The following is a 998-nucleotide window of genomic DNA, read 5'->3' as shown; positions in this document are numbered from 1 at the left end:
AAATTCAGCTGTTTGTTGTAGTGCAACTGATGGCTTGACGTCACAAACAGCAATACGCCCAAAATCGTACCGAAGATAACGGCGAAAGTAGTCGATAGGCCGACCATAATAAAGGTTTCGCCCAAGGCTTGGATAATTTCGCCCTTCATGCTGACGATGGTCTCAACAGCACTTTCAAATGTTAAATCTGCCATATTAGTCCTCTCGAATCAGCTCTTGCCCGATTTTGGATTGGGCATGGATTTGGTTGCCGTGTACTTCAACGATTTCCAGCAGACGGCCTTTATCCAAGAGGGCGGCACGGTCGCACAGGCGGCGGATAACGCTCATTTCGTGGGTAACGATGACGATGGTTACGTTGAAACGTCGGTTGATGTCTTCCAAACATTTCAAAACGCTGCGCGTAGTGGCGGGGTCGAGGGCGGAAGTGGGTTCGTCGGCGAGGATGACTTGAGGTTGCGGCGCCAGCGCACGGGCAATGCCGACACGTTGTTTTTGACCGCCGGAAAGTTGGGACGGGTAATGGTTGGCACGGTCTTGCAAGTCGACAATTTCCAAACATTCTTCAACACGCGCTTGGATTTTTTTAGACGGCCATTTGGCAATTTCTAAAGGGAAGGCGACGTTTTCGGCAACGGTACGGTTGCTCAATAGGTTGAACTGTTGGAATACCATGCCGATGTTTTGTCGGGCGTGGCGCAGTTGCGTGGCGTTGAGTGCGGTCAGCTCTTGGCCGCACACGCTGACGGTACCTGTATCCGGACGTTCCAATAAGTTAATCAGGCGCAGCAGGGTGGATTTGCCTGCGCCGGAATAGCCCATCAAGCCAAAGATTTCACCCTGTTTGATTTCGAGGCTGGTCGGCTCGACGGCGACAAAGTCTTTGTTGTCGCGTGTTTGATAGTGTTTGGAGACGTGATCCAGAATAATCATGGTTTATCCGTGTTTTCTTTAATTCGTGTGGCCATCAGGGTGTGCAGACGGCGGTTGTCGGCGCG

General features: G+C 51.5%; 1 protein-coding gene and 1 pseudogene. Both read right to left on the bottom strand.

Annotated features, from left to right (window positions below):
• A pseudogene (locus ACTHUE_RS19465) lies at window positions 1–194 on the bottom strand (ABC transporter permease); the annotation flags it as partial.
• A 1-nt stretch (window position 195) separates the two neighbouring features.
• Window positions 196–933, bottom strand: coding sequence for a methionine ABC transporter ATP-binding protein (locus ACTHUE_RS19460; RefSeq protein WP_049322796.1), 738 nt, complete (start codon window positions 931–933; stop codon window positions 196–198).
• Between the last annotated feature and the right edge of the window lie 65 nt (window positions 934–998).

Source organism: Neisseria sp. P0021.S005 (genome assembly GCF_051956955.1).
This window is presented reverse-complemented; position numbering and strand designations above follow the sequence as displayed.

What these genes read in the sequence shown, in the direction of transcription:
- ACTHUE_RS19460 (WP_049322796.1), bottom strand. Translation starts at nt 933, where the DNA reads ATGATTATTCTGGATCACGTCTCCAAACACTATCAAACACGCGACAAC.